Raw genomic sequence first — 15,000 nt, forward strand, 5'->3', positions numbered from 1 at the left:
TTACAGAATGGCTTTAATGCTCTGCGCCAGCGGCGTCGTTGCGCGCCCGATCAGTTTGCTCAGCGTGTGGCTATCGTCAAAGAGTCCCCCTTTGGACGCGCCCACATCGGAGTCCGCCAGCATATCTGCCAGCCCGGCAGGCAGGCCGACGCTTTTCAGCGCGGCGGCAAAATCCGCTTCACTGAGATTCTGATAGGTTACCGGCTTCCCGCTCTGTTTGCTGAGTTCAGCCGCCAGTTCGCTCAGCGTCCAGCCGTGGTCGCCCGCCAGTTCATAGACTTTGCCCGCGTGGCCCTCTTCAACAATCACTTTGGCTGCCGCCGCGGCATAGTCTGCACGGGTGGCAGAGGCAATTTTGCCTTCGCCTGCCGCACCAATAAACACACCGTGTTCCAGCGCAGGCGGCGCGCTCGCCAGGTAATTTTCGGTATACCAGCCATTGCGCAGCAAGGCATAAGGAATGCCGGACGCCGCCAGCGCTTTTTCAGTGGCAACGTGTTCAACGTGCAGACCCAGCGGGGAGTTGTCCGCATGCAGCAGGCTGGTGTAGGCGATAAATTTCACGCCTGCCGTTTTGGCGGCGTTAATCACGTTCTGGTGCTGGGTCGCGCGCTGGCCGACTTCGCTGGAAGAGATCAGCAGCAGCTTATCCACGCCGCTCAGCGCGGTGGTGAATGCGGCTTCATCCGTGTAGTCCGCCTGACGAACCACAATTCCCTGCTGGCTTAAGGCCTGCGCTTTCGCCGGGTTACGTACGATGGCCACAATCTGGCTGGCCTGTACGGTTTTCAGCAATTGTTCGATAACGAGATGGCCAAGCTGGCCGGTAGCGCCGGTAATCGCGATCATGATGAATCTCCTTCGTGTTTGTCTGGTGTTGTGGCACACTAGCACCATAGCTAACTTTTAGTAAGTACGTACAAAAAGGTAAGTATGAAAACAACGATACCGACGCTCAGCGAACTCATGCGCGATGGCAATCTTTTCGCGGAACAGTGCCCTTCTCGCGAGGTGCTCAAACACGTGACCAGCCGCTGGGGCGTTCTCATTCTGCTGGCTCTGCGCCATGGAACGCATCGCTTTAGCGATCTGCGCCGTAAAATGGGCGGGGTGAGCGAAAAGATGCTGTCCCAGTCGCTCCAGGCGCTGGAGCAGGACGGGTTTGTCGATCGCGTGTCGTATCCGGTGGTGCCGCCGCACGTAGAGTATAGCCTGACGCCGATGGGGATTGAGGTCAGCGAGAAAGTCGCCGCGCTGGCGGACTGGATTGAGGTGAATACGCCGAAGGTGATGGCGAATCGGGACGATCGCGCGGCGTAAACGCCGGATATGTGCGGCCTGATGCCCTCTCCCACAGGGAGAGGGAACGAACACGAAAAACGGCAACGCATGTTGCCGTTTTGTTTTTACTTACTCAAATCCACCTGATAAATCGCGAATCCGATATCATCCGTCGCGACCTGCTTCATCGGATACTGGGCTTTATCCTTGATAAACGCGGCAGCCTTATCGGACGGCGACGTTTCAATGCGGATATCCAGTTTCGTATCGCTGTGGATCGGCGCGAGACGCCAGTTGTTGTCCACCGCCGGGTGAATTTCGCCCGCCTTCTTCGACTCCGCGCTGATCCACGCCGCCAGCACCGAACGGTTCTCGTCCGGCGAGGCAAAGGCGATGTGGCTATCCCCCGTACCAGCAAACTTACCGCCGTAGGCGCGGTAGTTATTGGTTACGACCAGGAAGGTGGCACTCGGGTCGATCGCCTTGCCGTTGAAGGTCAGGTTTTTGATGCGCTCCGCCTGCGGGTTGATCGCCTGACACTCGCCGTCATATTTCGCCGGCTGGGTGACGTCAATCTGGTAGTTCACGCCGTCGATCACGTCGAAGTTATAGGTACGGAAGCCGTCCCAGTTAATCAGCGACTGCGGCTTACTGCTGTGCGGGTCAATCTGGTTAAACTGTCCGGCAGAGCACTCCAGCCACTCTTTCACCTCCTGGCCCGTCGCTTTTACCACCACCAGCGTGTTCGGGTAGAGGTAGAGATCGGCGGCGTTACGGAAGGTCAGCTGGCCCTTTTCGACTTCAACATAGCTTGCCGGGTCATTCTTACGCCCGCCCACCTTGAATGGCGCAGCCGCTGACAGGACCGGCAGTTTTGCCAGATCCGGATCGCCCTGCACAAAGTGTTCGGCATAGGCTTTCTGCGCCATGTTGACGACCTGAACGGTCGGGTCATCCTGCACCAGCGCCAGGAAGCTGTACATGTTGTCGGCGGATTTGCCGATCGGCTTGCTGACGAATTCGCGCGTGGCGTCGTGATCGTGCTTCAGCACGTCGACCAGTTTTTTATCTTCCGCCGCCAGAGATTTTTTAGCCGCAGCGTCGTAAATCGGGCGCGCTTCGGCTTTTGACTGCGTCACCTTCCAGCTGCCGCCGTCGTTATTCAGCACCAGATCCACCACGCCAAGATGGTCACCCCACATGCCCGGCATCACCGACGGCACGCCGTTGAGCGTCCCTTTCTCAATGTCCGCGCCTTTTATGCTGGCGAAATCTTTGCCCGGGAAGACCGCGTGGGCGTGGCCGAACAGGATCGCGTCGACGCCCGGAACTTCACTCAGATAGTAAACGGAGTTTTCTGCCATGGCCTGATACGGATCGGCGGAGAGGCCCGAGTGGGCGACAACGACCACCAGATCGGCACCTTTTTCGCGCATTTCCGGCACGTATTTGCGCGCGGTTTCGGTGATGTCGTTAACGGTCACTTTACCGTCGAGGTTGGCCTTATCCCACGTCATGATCTGCGGCGGCACAAAGCCGATATAGCCGATTTTCAGCGTCTGTTTTTTACCGTCCTGGTCGACGACGTTTGTCTCTTTAATCAGGTAAGGGGTGAAGAGCGGCTTTTGCGTTTTAACGTCGATGATATTAGCGTTAACGTACGGGAATTTCGCACCGGCGAGGGCATCGTGCAGGTATGTCAGACCGTAGTTGAATTCGTGGTTGCCGAGGTTGCCGACGGTATAGTCCAGGGTGTTCATCGCTTTATAAACAGGATGGATCTCGCCTTTTTTCAGCCCCCGGGTCGCCATGTAGTCCCCAAGAGGGCTGCCCTGAATGAGATCGCCATTGTCGACCAGCACGCTGTTTTTCACTTCGCCACGCGCCGCATCGATCAGGCTTGCCGTGCGTACCAGACCGAATTTTTCCGTCGGGCTATCTTTGTAGTAATCGAAGTCCATCATGTTGCTGTGCAGATCGGTCGTTTCCAGAATACGCAGATCTACCGTCGCCGCCTGCACGCTCGCTGCAATCAGCGTCGCCAGAAGCGTTGCACTAAACTTAATCATCAGAGGAGTCCTTTTTTCGATGCAGACCACAAAAGAGTATGTATCTATAGCGTGTTGCTTACAGAAATGTGAATCCTGACAGAAAAAAGTAACCTGAAACCGGAATTGCTTCACAGATAGCGGAATTGTTCACATTACGATATAACTAAAACAAAGAGTTAACCTCACTGCGTTAACAAAGAGGTGGAAAATGCTAGATAAAATTTGTCAGCTCGCACGGGATGCGGGAGATGCCATCATGCAGGTATATGACGGCAGTAAACCTATGGAGGTGGTCAGCAAGGCCGACGACTCTCCGGTCACGGCGGCGGATATCGCGGCGCATAAGGTGATCCTGACAGGGTTACAGGCCTTAACGCCGGATATCCCCGTTCTGTCAGAAGAAGCGCCGCAAAGCTGGGACGAGCGCCAGCACTGGCAGCGCTACTGGCTGGTCGATCCGCTGGACGGGACAAAAGAGTTCATCAAGCGCAACGGTGAATTCACCGTCAATATCGCCCTGATTGAGAAGGGCAAAGCGGTGCTGGGCGTGGTCTACGCGCCGGTAATGAAGGTGATGTACAGCGCCGCAGAAGGGAAGGCGTGGAAGGAAGAGTGCGGCGTGCGCAAGCAGATTCAGGTGCGCGATGCGCGTCCACCGCTGGTGGTGATTAGCCGCTCGCACAGCGACAGCGAGCTGCAGGAGTATCTGCAGCAGCTGGGTGAACACCAGACCACCTCGATTGGCTCATCGCTAAAATTCTGCCTGGTGGCGGAAGGCCACGCGCAGCTCTACCCTCGCTTTGGGCCAACCAACGTCTGGGATACCGCGGCAGGTCATGCCGTTGCCGCGGCCGCCGGGGCGCATGTTCATGACTGGCAGGGCAAGCCGCTGGACTATACCCCGCGCGAATCCTTCCTCAACCCCGGCTTCCGCGTCTCTATTTACTGAGCCAGCAGCTTATGCAGCAGGTCGACAACCTGCTGCACCTCTTCCTGGGTTAACGCGCCGTCTTTCGCCCACTGAACGCGACCCTCTTTATCCAGCACGATAATCGCGGAGCTCTCTTCCTCCAGCTGCCAGGCCTTACGGGTTACGCCGTTGCTGTCGACGATAAACTGCGACCACGGGTAGAGCTTTTTATTGCTCTCAAGACTGGAGCGCACAAACATTCCGGAACCCGGAATGGCGTCATCGGTATTCACGATCGTAGTCGTCTGGTAGCGGTCGTGCGGGAATTTTGCGGCCTTGATCGCTTCCACCAGGCTGGCATTTTTCTCTTTTGCGGATGTACGACCGGCAATATGTTGTACAACTCTCACTTTGCCCGCGAGCTGCGCGCTATTCCAGGGTTTGTAGCTAAACTTATCATTGTCGAGAATCAATTCTCCCCGGTCAGCAATGCCGACTGGCGGTACACGTTGTCCTTTTTCAATGTTGTGAGCACAAGCCCACAGGGGCAGCAGCAGGCAGGCTGCTGCAAGGATATTACGTAGGGTCATGGCGTTTCCTTATTGTTTGCAGGTGATCCGACCACTTGGTCTTGCGCTTTTAATCATAAGTGCGATCAATGTGGTTTTCCCGCAATCCCGATGCCAGTTTGCGGGCGAACGCACATATCCATGAAAAAACGACGGCTTATACTGCGCCCGGTCACGTTTTGCAAAGATTATTCTGAATAATTGTAATCAAACGGTAAATAAACTTATGCACACTGGGTAACACCGTAGTTCTGGTCTATAGTCATTGGGCATTAAAATTTGCGCTCAGGACAGTCGGGCCGATTGTGGCACCGCAAGAGCGTATGATTCGCAGGAGATACAAGAATGAAAATTTTCCAACGCTACAACCCGCTTCAGGTGGCGAAGTACGTGAAGATCCTGTTCCGTGGACGGTTGTATATCAAGGATGTTGGCGCTTTTGAGTTTGATAAGGGCAAGATCCTTGTCCCAAAAGTGAAGGACAAACAGCACCTGTCTGTTATGTCCGAAGTCAACCGTCAGGTTATGCGTCTGCAGACTGAGATGGCTTAACCAACGTGCTATGCAGTAGTTAAAAAAAACGGCTCCCAATGGGAGCCGTTGATGTATGTGGAGCAGGGAGTTTACGCCGACACCTTCTCTTCCGCGTCCGGCAGCTTTGGCACCAGTACGGTCGGTTTGTTGTCGATGCGCGTCACCAGCAGCTGGTCGATGCGGTAGTTATCAATATCCACCACTTCAAACTTGTAGCCGGAGAACTTCACCGAGTCGGTACGTTTCGGGATCTTACGCAGCATAAACATCATAAAGCCGCCGATGGTCTCGTAGTTACCGGACTGCGGGAACTCGTCGATATCCAGCACGCGCATTACGTCTTCAATCGGTGTGCCGCCATCAATTAGCCATGAATTATCGTCACGCTGAACAATCTGCTCTTCCAGCCCCTGGCCAACCAGGTCGCCCATCAGCGTGGTCATCACGTCGTTCAGGGTGATAATGCCCACCACCAGCGCGTATTCGTTCATGATAACCGCGAAGTCTTCCCCGGCGGTTTTGAAACTTTCCAGCGCTTCTGAGAGCGTCAGGGTGTCCGGCACAATCAGGGTATTGCGGATCTGCACGCCGCTGTTGAGCGCCAGACTCTGGTTTGCCAGCACGCGGTTCAGCAGGTCTTTGGAGTCGACGTAACCGATGATGTGGTCAATATCTTCATTACAGACCAGGAACTTAGAGTGCGGATGCTGCGCCACTTTGTTCTTCAGGCTCTGCTCATCTTCATGTAAATCGAACCAGATAATGCTTTCACGGCCCGTCATGGAAGACGGCACGGTACGGGATTCCAGTTCGAATACGTTCTCAATCAGCTCGTGCTCCTGCTTGCGCAGCACCCCGGCCAGCGCGCCGGCTTCCACCACCGCATAAATGTCGTCAGAGGTGATGTCGTCTTTACGCACCATCGGCAGCTTAAAGATGCGGAAAATGACGTTCGCCAGACCGTTGAAGAACCACACCAGCGGACGAAACACGTACAGACAGAAGCGCATCGGGTTGATGATACGCAAAGCCACAGCTTCTGGCGCAATCATACCGATGCGTTTCGGGGTCAGGTCTGCAAAGAGGATGAACAGGCCGGTTACCAGCGAGAAGGAGAGGATAAAGCTCAGCTGCTCGGCCAGTTCAACGGACATGTACTTAACAAACAGGCTATAAAACGCCGGGGAAAACGCCGCATCACCCACGATACCGCCGAGAATGGCGACCGCGTTGAGGCCAATCTGCACCACGGTGAAGAACATCCCGGGGTTTTCCTGCATTTTCAGGATGCGGGTAGCATTGATGTTGCCTTCATCGGCAAGCAGCTTCAGTTTGATTTTACGGGACGCGGCCAGCGAGATCTCAGATATCGAGAAAAATGCGCTGACGGCAATCAGACAAAGTATTACTAAAATACTGTTTAACATAGTTTATCCGGCTTCTCGCCAGATCCTCAGAAGGGGAATTGATACCATTTGTGTGAAAACACATTGAACATCAGCTCGTAGCGTTGAGCTGATTATTTCAGCGGGTAGTATAGCGTAAAGAGATGTAAATCTGCCAGAGGTCACATTTTGGCATAAAACAGACCGGACAGCGTGGCGCTGTCCGGTACAGGGTGCTATTTCGCGGCGGATAAACGGGCCGTCCCCTCCGCGCGACGTGAGGCGCTTCCTCCCCACACCTGGTCATACTCATATCCCGTTAACTGCTTAATCACCACGCGGGTTCTGGCGTCGCAGTCGCGGTAATCACCACCCAGCTTACGGCGTGCTATCTCCTTCAGGAGCAGCTTGTGCGTCTCACGGGTGAGCTTGAACCTGTAGGTGGTAAAGAAGCTAACCGCCAGCAGGGCTGCCGTCGCGAAGATCATCAGGCCGATAATCGCCCCCAGCGCGCTTTCAGGCTGTGCGCCGTTACCCTTCACAAAGCCGGACTCCTGCAGCACCAGGCCTACGATCATGATGGCAATCGCCACGGTGCTCTTGCGGGTCAGGACCATCACACCGGCAAAAATGCCTTCACGGCGCTGCTGCGTTACCATCTCGTCAATATCCGGAATGAAGCTGTAGATATTCCACGGAATATAGTAGAGGCCAGAGCGGGCGGCACCGAGCAGGATAAAGACCGCTGAGAAGAGCAGCGTCGGCACCTGCGTTTTGGTGAGGTAGACCGTAAGCAGAAACGCCAGCACTATGAAGATACAGCCGTAGGAGAGTCGCAGGGCGGCAGACGGCGTGATGTTCAGCCGGTTCAACAGCAGCATAAATCCATAGGTACCCGGTACTGAGGCAAAGGCGGCAATACTCAGCCAGCCGGAAACCGCCGAGGCGTCCTGGCTCAGGCAATACACGACGTAATAGGTAAAGACCGAGCCGAATACGTCCATCGCCGTGAACGAAAAGATGTAAATAATGATATGCAGGCGAAACGTGCGGATACGGAAGGAGGAAAAGAGATCCAGCACCAGATATTTCAGGTGATTCAGTAGCCCGCCGATGCGCTGGTTGTCCACTTTAAAACTGGCTTCCTGCTGCACATCTTTCGCTTCCCAGGTGGTGTACCAGGTAATAAATACCGCAATGCAGAACACGCAGGAAAATATCAGCCCGGTGAGGGTATAGGTAAACGGATTATCTTTCCCCGTGAAATGCATAATCACGCCGGGAACGGAAACCGCAAGGAAACCGCCCAGCTGGGAGCAGATCATGCGCACGCCGGAGAGGCGGCTTCGCTCTTCATAGCGGTTTGTCATCTCCGCCGCCAGGGTCTCCCAGGGCACCAGCACCATCGCCGATAGCAGCTCAATAGAGAGGTAGGTGCCCAGGTAGTACCAGTAGCCCATGTCCGTCAGCCAAAGCAGGGAATACAAAAACATGAGCGGCGAACTGAGCAATAAAAAGAAGCGGCGACGACCAAATTTACGCCCGAGCCAGGTATTCCCGAAATTATCGGTGATATAGCCCATAATCGGGCTTAATAGCGCATCAATGACGCGGGCAATAGCGAATATAGACCCCGCTTCAATAACAGACAGCCCGCAATAGGTGGTGTAAAAAAAGAGCAGCCAGGTGCCGATAACGGCGAACGCCCCTCCGCCAAACAGATCGGTTACGCCGTAGCCAAGCGCCACGCCGTAACCCACTCTACGTTCAGTAGGTTTGACCATAATAATATCCAGTGTAGGGTAATGATTAACCTGTTTTTCAGGCCGTATTTTTATTCAAATCTGGACGACACATTACGTTCTACTTATTGAGTTCTATCCATTGTCTTAACTGAGATGAGCGATAAATAGCCTCCACAAGGGTGAGTGATTTTCCGGCTTCGCGGATGTCGGTGTAATTCGCATTTCCTGGATGGGAAATAGCATGATAAAAACGGCGGATCGCCTGCTCATGCCCCAGCCCCCAGTAGCTTTTGACCAGGCCGTCAGGGGTGTTATCGCTCGCCAGCCTCAGGCGCTCGCCGGGCGTGATGCGCCAGAGCACGTTGTCGCTGAGCAGCAGCGAGCCCCGTTCGCAGTGGATTTCAAACCAGAGGGGGGAGTCCGCGGTATTGCAGTTGCTGGCATAAAACAGGCCGCGCGCGCCGTTGGCAAAATGCAGCGTGGCCATCGCGCTGTCTTCTCCTTCGGTCACGTTCGCCAGCTCACCGCGGTCCATCACGCCTTTCACCCGCGTCACGCCGCCAGCGAACCACTGCATCAGGTCGAGAGTATGGATGGCCTGGTTGATCAGCAGGCTGCCGCCTTCCGTTGCCAGCCGCCCGCGCCACGGGCTTTCGGTATAGTACGCGCCCGAGCGCGACCACGTTAGCACCGCTTTGATGCTGAGCATTTTTCCCAGCTCGTCGTCCTCCAGCGCCTGGCGAATGCGCAGGCTGGTGGGGTTGAGCCGGTTCTGATAGCACACGCCGAGCAGACCCGGCGCCTGTTCGGCGGCGCGGGTGATGTCCACGAGTTCGCTGCTGTTCATGCCCACCGGTTTTTCGCAGAAAACATGCTTCCCGGCGGCGAGCGCCGCCAGGATCATGCTCTTATGCTCAAAATGCGGCGTGCAGATGTGGACCACGTCGATGGCATCATCCAGCAGCATTTCCCGGTAATCCTGATAAAAGCGACACTGATAGCCCATCGCCAGCTTTAGCCCTTTGACGCTGTCGATATCGACCAGCGCGCGTAGCGCGACGTTGGGCATCTGGCGCAACGCGTTCACATGGCAGCCGTGAATCGCTCCCGCACCGATTACTGCCGTGTTCAGGATCGTCATCGTCGCCTCCCGTTATTCCGTCGCGTTGGCCAGCATCTGGGCCTTCACGCAGAGCTCCGCCGCCTTGAAGGCGTGCGCCTGCGTCATGGCGTTTTCGGTTCGATGCAGGCAGTCGAGGATCATTTCGCCAAAGAACGGGAACCCGACCTGACCGGCAACCGGATAACGGAATTCCCCCTCTTTATTGACGAGATACACCACGTCCTGCTCGCCGCGGGTGAGATCGACATATTTGCGGATTTCGATATAGCCTTCGGTGCCGAGCAGCGTCAGGCGGCCGTCGCCCCACGTAGAAAGCCCGTCCGGCGTAAACCAGTCGCAGCGGAAATAACCGCTGGCGCCGTTTTCGCCCTTAATCATTGCGTCGCCGAAATCTTCAAATGCCGGATACTGCGGATGGTTGAAATTGCGTGCCTGGCCGGCGACCACGCATGCCTCACTGTTGCCCGTGTAGAAGAGAAATTGCTCGATCTGGTGGCTGCCGATATCGCACAGAATGCCGCCGAAAAATCGTCGATCGTAGAACCAGTCCGGGCGACCGGTTCCTTCCCGGTGCGGGCCTGTCCCCAATGTTTGCACGACGCGGCCAATGGCCCCCTGCTGCACCAGCTGTCCGGCAAACACCGCGCTCTCAACGTGCAGGCGTTCGCTGTAGTACACCGCATATTTCCGCCCGGTTTTCTCGACCATCGTTTTGGCATCGGCCAGCTGTTCAAGGGTGGTGAGCGGGGCTTTATCCGTGAAGTAGTCCTTGCCTGCGGCCATGGCTTTCAGCCCCAGCGCGCAGCGTTCGGACGGAATGGCCGCACTGGCCACCAGACGCACCTCGTCGTCGTTGAGTATCACCTCCAGCGACTCCGCCACTTTTGCCTGCGGGTACTGCTGGATAAATTTATCCACTTTGGCCGGATCGGGGTCGTATACCCATTTCAGGGTGGCCCCGGCTTCTATCAGGCCGTTACTCATCCCGTAGATATGGCCGTGGTCGAGCGCGGCGGCGGCAAAAATAAACTCTCCTTCCCTGACAACGGGCTGCGGTTTGCCCACCGGGGCGTAGTTCATTCCGTCATGCTTGTTCATGGTGTCACTCCTTAGTCCAGATCTTTGCCAAGGGGAATTGCGCCCACTTCGCTGAAGTTGGCGACGCTTGCGGATTTTTCATAAAAACGGGGAGCGAGGGCGTTCGTCCCGCCGGTGCGGTAAAACGGGTCATCGCGCTGAATCGGCAGCGAGACCACGCTGCGGGTAATGGCGGATTTATAGATCGCGGTAATCAGCTCCAGCGAGCGTTTGCCCTGCAGGCCATCCACTAACGGCGCGGTGCCGTGCTCAATGGCATAAAGCAGGTCGTTAATTTGCCCGGTATGCAGCGTCCACTCTAGCTTCGGCGTCTCCTGAAAAACGGCGTTGAGCTGCGCTTCTCGCTGCAGATCCCGATCTTCCTGCGGGAAGCCGTTATCGGCGCTGACGCTGGCAAAGGCCTGCCACGGCGCGGAGATACGCGCCTTATCGCCCTGAATGATAATTTTCTGATCTTCGCCGTGATGCACGACCGAGGCGGTAAGCTGCGCGATCGCGCCGCTGGGGTATTTGAAGATTGCGGCGCTGAGGTCTTCGACTTCAGCGTTGTCGTGCGCCACGTTGGTCATCATCGCCACCACCTCGGACGGGAAGCCGAGCATCCACTGAATGGCATCGATGTGGTGAACCGCGTGGTTAAGGGTGCAGCCGCCTCCCTCTTTTTCCCAGGTGCCGCGCCACCACAGGTCGTAGTAGCAATGTCCGCGCCACCAGAACGAATCCACCTGCGCGTGGCAGACTTTTCCTGCGAGGCCGGAATCGAGCGCGGCTTTCAGGCGCCAGAAGGCATCGGTAAAGCGGTTCTGTGCAATGATGGCGAGCGTTTTGCCGCTGGCCTGTTGCGCGGCGATCATCGCGTCGCACTCCTCCAGCGAGGCGGCCATCGGTTTTTCGCACAGCACGTGGCACCCCGCGTTCAGAGCATCAATGCCGATCTCCGCGTGGACGTAGGGCGGCGTGCAGACGTCGACGATGTCGATATCCGGCTCTGAGGCCAGCATCTGCTGGTGGCTGTCATAAACACGTGCTTCCTTCAGGCCGTAGCGCGCTTTTTTCTCGTGGGCTTTTTCCGGGTAGATATCAACCAGCGCGACGATCCGGCAGCGCTGGCCAAACTGCAAATAACCCTGAATATGGTTGTGCGAGATATTCCCTGTTCCCACGATAGCGACATTTAACATCGTTTCTTCTCCGGAGTTACCAAGTGCCAGACGCATCCAGCGTGACGCTGGCTGTCTCTTTTGCCACTGAGGTGCTGATGCGCTGTTGAAGCAGGCGCAGATACTGTTTCTCGTTGAGCGGGAGTTCGACCCAGTCGTCTGTCCAGGTGGAGAGGTGCATAGCGTTGGAGAGCGTCAGCCCGTGGATCCCTTCCAGACCCGGCGCAATGAGCGGCTCGCCGCGCAGGATGGCGGCACAGAAATTGGCGGTAATGACGTGGTGTTCGCTGCATTCCGGAGCGACGGGAAGCGTGACCTCCCAGCACTCAGGTTCACCAAAACCGTTTTGCCAGCGGGCGTTGAAGGCGGTTTCAGATTCACGCAGCCGCCAGTAGCGCAGCTTGCCCTCTTCGACAACGACTTTGCCGCGATCGCCGACGATTTCCAGCCGGTTGGTTCCCGGCGTTTCCGCCACGGTGGTGATAAACACGCCCGTCGCGCCGTTGGCATACTCCGCGTAGGCGGTGACCTCGTCTTCCACTTCGATTTCACGATGTTTACCGAACTGGCAGAACGCGCGCAGGCGGACGGGCATGCCGACCAGCCATTGCCAGAGATCGAGCTGGTGCGGGTCCTGGTTGAGCAGCACGCCGCCGCCTTCCCCTTTCCAGGTAGCGCGCCAGCCGCCGGAGTTGTAGTAGCTCTGCGAGCGATACCAGTTGGTGATGATCCAGTTGGAGCGGCGGATCTCGCCCAGCTCACCGCTGTCGATCAGATTTTTCACCTTCTGGTAGAGCGGGTTCGGGCGCTGGTTGAACATGATGCCGAACACCACATCGCACTCCCGGGCGCAGGCGTTCATCTCCTGTACCTGGGCGGTGTACACGCCCGCCGGTTTTTCACACAGGGTGTGGATGCCGTTGCGCATCGCCAGCATCGACAGGCGCGGATGCTCGTAGTGCGGCGTGGCGACAATCACCGCGTCGATAAGCCCGCTCTGGAGCATCTCCTGCGCGTCGCTGAATAATGGGAGGGTACCGACCAACTGGCGGATAGCAGGATGCTTTTCCGGTGCATTATCACAAACCGCGGCCAGGCAGGCGTCGCTGACCGTACCTGCCAGTAAATAACGCGCGTGGACCGTACCGATATTACCTATTCCAATAATGCCAAAACGTACCTTCTCCATGTCACACCTTAATTTCAGTTGAAATGAGTGATGACCGGAAAATAGGAAAGGGGAGCGGTAGCGACAATGTGTTTTTGTGAGAATACTCGCAAGGTGATTAAGTAATTTCCAGGTGTTCTGAAATTTGGTTTTAAAATCAAAGGACTGTTTCTGCAAATATTTGCAAAAACTGAATGAGAGCGAGGTCACACTATGCCGGGCAGGTTAAAAATGGAGGAAATTGCAGCCCTGACGGGCTATTCCGTCAGCACGGTTTCGCGGGTATTAAGCGGCAAGTCTTACACCAGCGATAAAGCCAGGGAGGCGATCGTTCGCACCGCGCGGGAGCTCGGTGTGCTGGAGTCTATGGCGAGCGGAAGACTGTTAATTAACGGTATCGCTGTTTTTGCACCGGAAAGAACCTTTCAGGGGCGCGGAGATATATTTTATCTGGAAGTAACGAAAGGGATTGCTGAAGCCTGCTCGCGGCATAATGTGTGGGTCACGTGCTGTGGTTTAGAAGAACAGCATGCCGATGTAAAAGTCTTTATGGAAAAGGCCAGTCATAAGAATATCAACGCGATAATTATTATTGGCACTGATGATTCCACCATATTTAAACTGGCGAGCACGCTGAATAAGCCCTGCGTGTTAATTAATTCCGTTGACCGGGATCGGATGCTGGATGCCGTGTCACCCGATCACCGGGCAATCGGCTTCACCGCCATGCAGTATCTTTTCGAGCAGGGGCATCGCCGGGTGCTCACGCTCACCTGTCTGCGGCGGGATACGCTGTACGCGCGTCTGGACGGCATCAAAGAGGCGTATCGCCATTTTCACGTGACCTTTGATCCTCAGCGCGATTTGCTCGTGACGGAATGGTTTACGGCAGACGAGGCCGAGCGGGCGCTGGATGCGTGGCTGATGACGCATGACAGCTCCCAGTGGCCAGAGGTAATTTTCCCGAACAGTACCAGCATGACGGAAGGAGTGATCAGGGCGTTAACGCGCCACGGGCTGCGCGTTCCGGAAGACATTTCGCTGATTACCACCGATTTTGCATGGAATTTAGCGCACCGTCTGGAAAAGCCGGTTACGGGCGTCACTGTGCCCTGCCGCGAGCTGGGGATTGAGGCCGTACATCTGCTGCAAACGCGGCTTAACCGACCGCAGGCGGCGGTCTTTAACCTGCTGCTGCAGGGCAAAGTAATGGATTACGGTTCGGTCAGCAATGCCACGCGCCACGCGGCACGCGTGGCGCTGGATCAATAATTACGCCAGCTGCGGCGGCAGGCAGACGCCGATGCCTCCGATACCGCAGTAGCCGTACGGGTTTTTATGCAGATACTGCTGGTGATCGTCCTCGGCATAGTAGAACGGTTTCGCCGTCGCGATTTCCGTGGTCACCGCGCGCGTATCGCCCGCTTCACGCATGGCCTGCTGGAAACGCTCGAGGCTGGCGCGCGCGGCGGCATCCTGCTCGGGCGTGAGCGGATAGATAGCCGAGCGGTACTGGGTGCCGTGGTCGTTGCCCTGACGCATGCCCTGCGCCGGGTCGTGATTCTCCCAGAAGACCTGCAGGAGCTGCTCGTAGCTGATGACTGCAGGGTCGTAGACCACGCGTACTGCTTCCGCATGCCCGGTTTCGCCGGAGCAAACTTCGCGATAGGTAGGATTCGGCGTGTAACCGCCCGTGTAGCCAGCCGCCGTGCTGTAAACGCCGGGCAGCTGCCAGAAGAGGCGCTCAACGCCCCAGAAACAGCCCATGGCGAACAGGGCGATTTCCATTCCCTCCGGCACGTTGGTCATGGAATGGTTATTGACGGCGTGTAAGGTCGCCACAGGCATAGGGGTGTTGCGTCCCGGTAATGCATCAGTTTGTGAAACCAGATGCTTTTTGTCGAATAAACTCACGATGGGGCCTCCCGGGGTGCGATGTTTCGGTTAAGGTTGTCACGAAGCGTTTAATTGAACAC

General features: G+C 56.3%; 14 protein-coding genes. 4 read left to right on the plus strand and 10 right to left on the minus strand.

Annotated elements, in window-relative coordinates; translation table 11 throughout:
* Positions 1-849, minus strand: coding sequence for an SDR family oxidoreductase (locus F0320_RS02095; RefSeq protein ID WP_126328962.1), 849 nt, complete (start codon positions 847-849; stop codon positions 1-3).
* Positions 850-933: 84 nt separating this feature from the next.
* On the opposite strand from F0320_RS02095, the gene F0320_RS02100 reads away from it, so the two are divergent.
* Complete coding sequence (locus F0320_RS02100) at positions 934-1,320, plus strand: winged helix-turn-helix transcriptional regulator (RefSeq protein WP_047073290.1); 387 nt, start codon at positions 934-936, stop codon at positions 1,318-1,320.
* Positions 1,321-1,406: 86 nt separating this feature from the next.
* On the opposite strand, the gene F0320_RS02105 is transcribed toward F0320_RS02100, so the two are convergent.
* The gene (locus F0320_RS02105; protein WP_126328961.1) at positions 1,407-3,350 is read right to left on the minus strand and encodes a bifunctional 2',3'-cyclic-nucleotide 2'-phosphodiesterase/3'-nucleotidase; all 1,944 of its coding nucleotides are present in this window, start codon (positions 3,348-3,350) and stop codon (positions 1,407-1,409) included.
* 190 nt (positions 3,351-3,540) lie between these two features.
* Here F0320_RS02105 and cysQ point away from each other — a divergent pair, with 190 nt between their 5' ends.
* On the plus strand, positions 3,541-4,281 hold the full coding sequence (gene cysQ / locus F0320_RS02110; protein WP_047652070.1) for a 3'(2'),5'-bisphosphate nucleotidase CysQ: 741 nt from the start codon (positions 3,541-3,543) through the stop codon (positions 4,279-4,281).
* On the opposite strand, the gene F0320_RS02115 is transcribed toward cysQ, so the two are convergent.
* Complete coding sequence (locus tag F0320_RS02115; RefSeq protein WP_047652071.1) at positions 4,275-4,832, minus strand: YtfJ family protein; 558 nt, start codon at positions 4,830-4,832, stop codon at positions 4,275-4,277. The two genes, cysQ and F0320_RS02115, sit on opposite strands and share 7 nt — an antisense overlap.
* Before the next feature lie 324 nt (positions 4,833-5,156).
* Between F0320_RS02115 and F0320_RS02120 the strand changes: the two genes are divergently transcribed.
* Complete coding sequence (locus tag F0320_RS02120; protein ID WP_008501430.1) at positions 5,157-5,363, plus strand: DUF1107 domain-containing protein; 207 nt, start codon at positions 5,157-5,159, stop codon at positions 5,361-5,363.
* Between the two features lie 71 nt (positions 5,364-5,434).
* Here F0320_RS02120 and F0320_RS02125 read toward each other — a convergent pair whose 3' ends face one another.
* The 6 genes from F0320_RS02125 to F0320_RS02150 all read right to left on the minus strand — a co-directional run bounded on the left by F0320_RS02125 (position 5,435) and on the right by F0320_RS02150 (position 13,045).
* Complete coding sequence (locus F0320_RS02125; RefSeq protein WP_023310162.1) at positions 5,435-6,772, minus strand: hemolysin family protein; 1,338 nt, start codon at positions 6,770-6,772, stop codon at positions 5,435-5,437.
* A gap of 194 nt (positions 6,773-6,966) precedes the next feature.
* Positions 6,967-8,514, minus strand: coding sequence for an MFS transporter (locus tag F0320_RS02130; protein WP_126328960.1), 1,548 nt, complete (start codon positions 8,512-8,514; stop codon positions 6,967-6,969).
* A gap of 79 nt (positions 8,515-8,593) precedes the next feature.
* Positions 8,594-9,616, minus strand: a complete 1,023-nt coding sequence (locus F0320_RS02135) for a Gfo/Idh/MocA family protein (protein WP_126328959.1) — start codon at positions 9,614-9,616, stop codon at positions 8,594-8,596.
* Positions 9,617-9,628: 12 nt separating this feature from the next.
* Positions 9,629-10,696 (minus strand): Gfo/Idh/MocA family protein, encoded by a 1,068-nt coding sequence (locus F0320_RS02140; protein WP_126328958.1) that lies wholly within the window; start codon positions 10,694-10,696, stop codon positions 9,629-9,631.
* A gap of 11 nt (positions 10,697-10,707) precedes the next feature.
* On the minus strand, positions 10,708-11,877 hold the full coding sequence (locus F0320_RS02145; protein WP_126328957.1) for a Gfo/Idh/MocA family protein: 1,170 nt from the start codon (positions 11,875-11,877) through the stop codon (positions 10,708-10,710).
* A gap of 16 nt (positions 11,878-11,893) precedes the next feature.
* Positions 11,894-13,045: a Gfo/Idh/MocA family protein gene (locus F0320_RS02150; protein WP_126328956.1), complete on the minus strand. Its 1,152-nt coding sequence runs from the start codon at positions 13,043-13,045 to the stop codon at positions 11,894-11,896.
* 192 nt (positions 13,046-13,237) lie between these two features.
* Between F0320_RS02150 and F0320_RS02155 the strand changes: the two genes are divergently transcribed.
* The gene (locus tag F0320_RS02155) at positions 13,238-14,296 is read left to right on the plus strand and encodes a LacI family DNA-binding transcriptional regulator (protein ID WP_126328955.1); all 1,059 of its coding nucleotides are present in this window, start codon (positions 13,238-13,240) and stop codon (positions 14,294-14,296) included.
* Here F0320_RS02155 and msrA read toward each other — a convergent pair whose 3' ends face one another.
* Positions 14,297-14,938, minus strand: a complete 642-nt coding sequence (msrA, locus tag F0320_RS02160; protein ID WP_126328954.1) for a peptide-methionine (S)-S-oxide reductase MsrA — start codon at positions 14,936-14,938, stop codon at positions 14,297-14,299.
* Positions 14,939-15,000: the final 62 nt, after the last annotated feature.

Source organism: Enterobacter dykesii (genome assembly GCF_008364625.2).
Lineage (GTDB): Bacteria > Pseudomonadota > Gammaproteobacteria > Enterobacterales > Enterobacteriaceae > Enterobacter > Enterobacter dykesii.

Coding starts and splice junctions, on each gene's coding strand:
- F0320_RS02095 (WP_126328962.1), bottom strand. CDS start 849: ATGATCGCGATTACCGGCGCTACCGGCCAGCTTGGCCATCTCGTTATC.
- F0320_RS02100 (WP_047073290.1), top strand. CDS start 934: ATGAAAACAACGATACCGACGCTCAGCGAACTCATGCGCGATGGCAAT.
- F0320_RS02105 (WP_126328961.1), bottom strand. CDS start 3,350: ATGATTAAGTTTAGTGCAACGCTTCTGGCGACGCTGATTGCAGCGAGC.
- cysQ (WP_047652070.1), top strand. CDS start 3,541: ATGCTAGATAAAATTTGTCAGCTCGCACGGGATGCGGGAGATGCCATC.
- F0320_RS02115 (WP_047652071.1), bottom strand. CDS start 4,832: ATGACCCTACGTAATATCCTTGCAGCAGCCTGCCTGCTGCTGCCCCTG.
- F0320_RS02120 (WP_008501430.1), top strand. CDS start 5,157: ATGAAAATTTTCCAACGCTACAACCCGCTTCAGGTGGCGAAGTACGTG.
- F0320_RS02125 (WP_023310162.1), bottom strand. CDS start 6,772: ATGTTAAACAGTATTTTAGTAATACTTTGTCTGATTGCCGTCAGCGCA.
- F0320_RS02130 (WP_126328960.1), bottom strand. CDS start 8,514: ATGGTCAAACCTACTGAACGTAGAGTGGGTTACGGCGTGGCGCTTGGC.
- F0320_RS02135 (WP_126328959.1), bottom strand. CDS start 9,616: ATGACGATCCTGAACACGGCAGTAATCGGTGCGGGAGCGATTCACGGC.
- F0320_RS02140 (WP_126328958.1), bottom strand. CDS start 10,696: ATGAACAAGCATGACGGAATGAACTACGCCCCGGTGGGCAAACCGCAG.
- F0320_RS02145 (WP_126328957.1), bottom strand. CDS start 11,877: ATGTTAAATGTCGCTATCGTGGGAACAGGGAATATCTCGCACAACCAT.
- F0320_RS02150 (WP_126328956.1), bottom strand. CDS start 13,045: ATGGAGAAGGTACGTTTTGGCATTATTGGAATAGGTAATATCGGTACG.
- F0320_RS02155 (WP_126328955.1), top strand. CDS start 13,238: ATGCCGGGCAGGTTAAAAATGGAGGAAATTGCAGCCCTGACGGGCTAT.